We start from the raw sequence: 4,922 nt of genomic DNA on the forward strand, positions 1-4,922 counted from the left end.
CCGGCAGCCGCCGTGGCCGCGCGGCGGCTGCGCATGCGCGGGCCGCCCGGCTGCCATTTCGATCAACTGTAATCGTGCGCACCGGCACAGTAACGGTACAATCGCCTCGATAGCTTTCGGTACAGTTGGAGCCGCTGCCCATGTCCACCGTCCCTCTTGCCCAGATTCCCGCGCCGCACGACACCGCCACGCTGACGCTGGTCGACCAGCTCGTCCAGTGGGCGCGCCGCCGCATCGACGAGCGCGTGTTCCGGCCCGGCATGCGAATGCCGTCGATCCGCAAGCTCGCGCTCGACAAGAGCGTCTCGCGCTTCACCGTCGTCGAGGCGTACGAGCGCCTCGTCGCGCAGGGCTACCTCGATTCGCGGCGCGGTTCGGGCTTCTACGTGCGCGAGCGCACGGCCGGGCCGCAGCCGGTGCTCGACGGCGTCGCGCGCGTGGCCGAGGCCGCGCCCGTGCACAACACGATCGACGTCGTCTGGCTGCTGCGCAACATGCTGCATACCGCCAGCCCGGAAAAGGGGCCGGGTCTGGGCTATCTGCCGGGCCGCTGGCTCGACGGCGAGCTGATTACCGGCGCACTGCGTGCGCTCGGGCGCCAGTCCGGCGCGCAGATGATCGGCTTCGGCACCGCGCAGGGCTTCCTGCCGCTGCGCCAGCAGTTGCAGACGCGGCTCGCGGAAGTCGAGATCGGCACGACGCCGGAGCAGGTCGTGCTGGTGTCGGGGATCACGCAGGCGATCGACCTGATCGCGCGCATCTACGTGCAGCCGGGCGACGCGGTGATCGTCGGCGATCCCGCGTGGTTCCAGATGTTCGGCCGCTTCGCGTCGCAGGGCGCGCAGCTCGTCGGGATGCCGTACACGCCCGACGGCCCCGATCTGGATGCGCTCGAGACGCTCGTGCAGATGTGGCGGCCGAAGATGCTCGTGATCAACTCGGTGCTGCAGAATCCGACCGGCACGTCGCTGTCGGCCGCGCAGGCGTTCCGGATCCTGAAGCTCGCGGAGCAGTACGACTTCCTCGTCGTCGAGGACGACGTGTACGGCGACCTGTGTCCGCCGAGCTATCCGGCGACGCGGCTCGCGAGCCTCGATCAGCTGAAGCGCGTGATCTATCTCGGCAGCTATTCGAAGACGCTCGCGGCGAACCTGCGGGTCGGCTACGTCGCGTGCGCGCCGGAGATCGCGAAGGCGATCACCGACCAGAAGATGCTGGTCGGGATGACGACGCCCGAGCTCAACGAGCGCGTGCTGTACAAGATCCTGACCGAAGGGCATTACCGGCGCCATGTCGAGCGGCTGCGCGCGCGGCTCGACGGCGTGCGCGACAAGACCGCGCGGATGCTCGAGCGCACCGGGCTGAAGCTGTTCGCGATGCCGGCGGCCGGGATGTTCCTGTGGGCCGACACGGGCGTCGACTCGGACGCGCTCGCGGCCGCCGCGCACGAGGAAGGCTTCCTGCTGACGCCGGGCAGCCTGTTCTCGCCGCAGCAGTCGCCGTCGACGTGGACGCGCTTCAACGTCGCGAACTGCGGCGATCCGGCGCTGCCGGGGTTTCTCGCGCGCTATATCGACTCGGCCGTGCGGCGCGCGTCATGACGCGGCGCCGGCGGCTCTTGAAATCGCCGGCGCGATCCCCAGATACCCGCGCAAGCCGCGTGCGCCACGCGGCGGTTCGACCGGCCCCGGCATCGCGCGCCGGGCGCCCGCGCCACACCATTCAAGTTCAAGTAAGAGGAAACAGCATCCATGGCACACGAAACGATGAGCTTTCAGGCAGAGGTCAAGCAGCTCCTCCACCTGATGATTCATTCGCTCTACAGCAACAAGGAAATCTTCCTGCGCGAACTGGTGTCGAACGCGTCCGACGCGGCCGACAAGCTGCGTTTCGAGGCGCTCGCGGACAACGCGCTGTATGAAAACGATCCGAACCTGCGCATCCGCATCGGCTACGACAAGGCCGCGCGCACCATCACGATCGACGACAACGGCATCGGCATGAGCCGCGACGAGGCGATCGCGAACCTCGGCACGATCGCACGCTCGGGCACCAAGGAATTCTTCACGAAGCTGTCCGGCGACCAGCAGAAGGATGCGGCGCTGATCGGCCAGTTCGGCGTCGGCTTCTACTCGGGCTTCATCGTCGCCGACAAGATCACCGTCGAGACGCGCCGCGCGGGCCTGCCGGCGAGCCAAGGCGTGCGCTGGGAAAGCGCGGGCGAGGGCGATTTCACGATCGACGCGATCGAGCGCGCGCAGCGCGGCACGACGATCACGCTGCATCTGCGCGAAGGCGAGGACGAGCTGCTGTCGTCGTACCGGCTGAAGTCGATCATCCAGAAGTATTCCGACCACATCGCGCTGCCGATCCTGATGCAGAAGGAAGAGTGGGATCAGGAAAAGGGCGAGATGGTCCTGAAGGACGAGGACGAGACCGTCAACCAGGCGAGCGCGCTGTGGACGCGTTCGAAGAGCGACATCACCGACGAGCAGTACACGCAGTTCTACCAGCACATCGCGCACGATCACCAGGATCCGCTCACCTGGACGCACAACCGCGTCGAGGGCCGCAGCGAATACACGCAACTGCTGTACGTGCCGTCGCATGCGCCGTTCGACCTGTGGAACCGCGACTATCGCGGCGGCCTGAAGCTGTACGTGAAGCGCGTGTTCATCATGGACGACGCCGAGCAGCTGCTGCCGCAGTACCTGCGCTTCGTGAAGGGCGTCGTCGACTCGGCCGACCTGCCGCTGAACGTGTCGCGCGAAATCCTGCAGGAAAGCCGCGACGTGAAGGCGATCCGCGAAGGCGTGACCAAGCGCGCGCTGTCGATGCTCGAAGAGCTCGCGAACGCGGAAGACGATGCCGGCAAGGAGAAGTACAAGACCTTCTGGAACGCGTTCGGCCAGGTGCTGAAGGAAGGCCTCGGCGAGGATCACGCGAACCGCGAGCGCATCGCGAAGCTGCTGCGTTTCGCGTCGACGCACGGCGACACCGCCGCGCAGGACGTGTCGCTGGCCGACTACGTCGCGCGCATGAAGCCCGAGCAGACGAAGATCTACTACGTGACGGCCGACACGTGGCAGGCCGCGAAGAACAGCCCGCATCTCGAAGTGTTCCGCAAGAAGGGCGTCGAGGTGCTGCTGCTGACCGATCGCGTCGACGAATGGATGCTGTCGTTCCTGCACGAGTTCGACGGCAAGCCGCTGGCGAGCGTCGCGCGCGGCGACCTCGATCTCGGCGAGCTGAACGACGACGAGAAGAAGGCGCAGGAGGCGGCGGGCGAGGCGATCAAGCCGGTCGTCGAGAAGATGAAGGAAGCGCTCGGCGACAAGGTGAAGGACGTGCGCGTCACGTTCCGCCTGACCGATTCGCCGTCGTGCCTCGTCGCGGACGACAACGACATGAGCGGCTACCTGCAGCGGATGCTGAAGGCGGCCGGCCAGAACGCGCCGGCGATGCAGCCGATCCTCGAGATCAACCCCGAGCATGCGCTCGTCAAGCAGCTGAAGGCCGACAGCGCCGATTTCGGCGACTGGTGCCATCTGCTGTTCGATCAGGCGCTGCTTGCCGAAGGCGGGATGCTCGACGATCCGGCGAGCTTCGTGAAGCGGACCAACGCGCTGCTGCTGTCGCGCGCCGCGTGAACGCGCGCATGCGATTCGACGGCGGGCAGGCGGGCTGGCGCGACACGCCGCGGCCCGGCTGCACGCTCGACCAGCGCGACTGGCTGACGCGCGGCGGTTCGCTGACCGCGCATCTCGCGCGGCTCGGCCGCGTGAGCGTGCGCGTGACGCGCGAGTCGGTCGACTGCCCGTGGTTCGACGAGCATGCGGCGGTGGCCGCTTCGCCGCGCGCGCCGATGTGGGTGCGCGAGGTGATCCTGTCGGTGGACGGCACGCCGTACGTCGCCGCGCACAGCATCGCGCCGCTTGCGGCGAGCAAGGGCGTGTGGCAGGCGATGCGGCGGCTGCGCACGCGGCCGCTCGCGGAGCTGCTGTACAGCGATCCGCAGGTCGAACGTTCGGCGCTCGTCAGCCGCCGCGTGATCGCCGGGCATCCGCTCTATACGCTCGCGAGCCATGCGCTGCAGGGCGAGCGGGCGCCGCATGCGTTTGCCGCGCGGCGCTCGGTGTTCCAGCGTCACGGCGAGCCGTTGATGGTGACGGAGTGCATGCTGCCCGCGCTGTGGCGGCATCTCGATGCGCATGGTGATGGGCCGCGCTCGGGCGGGCCGGGCGGAGGCACGTGATGCTGCAGGGTTTCGCGCCGGTCGTCGCGCCGCACACGCATACGATGATCCTCGGCAGCTTTCCCGGCGAGGCGTCGCTCGACGCCGCGCAGTATTACGCGCATCCGCGCAACCAATTCTGGCGCTTGCTGGGTGCGGTGCTGAGCGAACCGGAGTTGCACGAGCTCGCTTACGACGAGCGGCTCGAGCGCGTGCTTTCGCATGGCTTCGGCATCTGGGACGTTCTCGACGCATGCCATCGCCAGGGCAGTCTCGATTCCGCGATCCGCAACGCGAAACCCAACGATTTTGCGTCGTTGCGCGAGCATGCGCCGTTGCTGAAGCGCGTGTGCTTCAACGGGAAGACGGCGGGGCGGTTCGCGGACGTGATCGGCCAGGCCGGCTACGAGACGCTCGTGCTGCCGTCGTCGAGCCCGGCGAATGCGATGCTGTCGTTCGAGCAGAAGCTTGCGCAGTGGCGCCGGATCGTCCTTTGACCGACGAGCCGCCGCACGCGAGGGGCGGGCTTCGCTTGGCGGTGGGCATGCGCGTGCCGCGCATCGCGGTCAATCGTCCTTGCCCCACCGCCAGCGCGGTTTTTCGCCCTTGATCGAACCTGTCCGCATTTTTGTGGGCGAGGCGGTTGAACAACGCGTTATCCACGCGCCTGCGTAAATCGCTCTCCGAA

At 67.7% G+C, this 4,922-nt stretch carries 4 protein-coding genes; all 4 read left to right on the forward strand.

Annotated elements, in window-relative coordinates; genetic code table 11:
* Positions 1 to 140 precede the first annotated feature (140 nt).
* The 4 genes from BST28156_RS34240 to BST28156_RS34255 all read left to right on the forward strand — a co-directional run bounded on the left by BST28156_RS34240 (position 141) and on the right by BST28156_RS34255 (position 4,731).
* Positions 141 to 1,601, forward strand: a complete 1,461-nt coding sequence (locus BST28156_RS34240; RefSeq protein ID WP_174904549.1) for an aminotransferase-like domain-containing protein — start codon at positions 141 to 143, stop codon at positions 1,599 to 1,601.
* A gap of 150 nt (positions 1,602 to 1,751) precedes the next feature.
* Complete coding sequence (gene htpG / locus BST28156_RS34245; protein WP_174904550.1) at positions 1,752 to 3,650, forward strand: molecular chaperone HtpG; 1,899 nt, start codon at positions 1,752 to 1,754, stop codon at positions 3,648 to 3,650.
* Positions 3,651 to 3,658: 8 nt separating this feature from the next.
* Positions 3,659 to 4,255 carry a chorismate--pyruvate lyase family protein gene (locus BST28156_RS34250; RefSeq protein WP_174904551.1) on the forward strand — a complete coding sequence of 199 codons (597 nt, stop codon included), beginning with the start codon at positions 3,659 to 3,661 and terminating at the stop codon, positions 4,253 to 4,255.
* Positions 4,255 to 4,731, forward strand: coding sequence for a DNA-deoxyinosine glycosylase (locus BST28156_RS34255; protein ID WP_174904552.1), 477 nt, complete (start codon positions 4,255 to 4,257; stop codon positions 4,729 to 4,731). The genes BST28156_RS34250 and BST28156_RS34255 overlap by 1 nt, the downstream gene beginning before the upstream one ends.
* Positions 4,732 to 4,922: the final 191 nt, after the last annotated feature.

The sequence above is a fragment of the Burkholderia pseudomultivorans genome (assembly GCF_902499075.1).
GTDB classification, from domain to species: domain Bacteria; phylum Pseudomonadota; class Gammaproteobacteria; order Burkholderiales; family Burkholderiaceae; genus Burkholderia; species Burkholderia pseudomultivorans.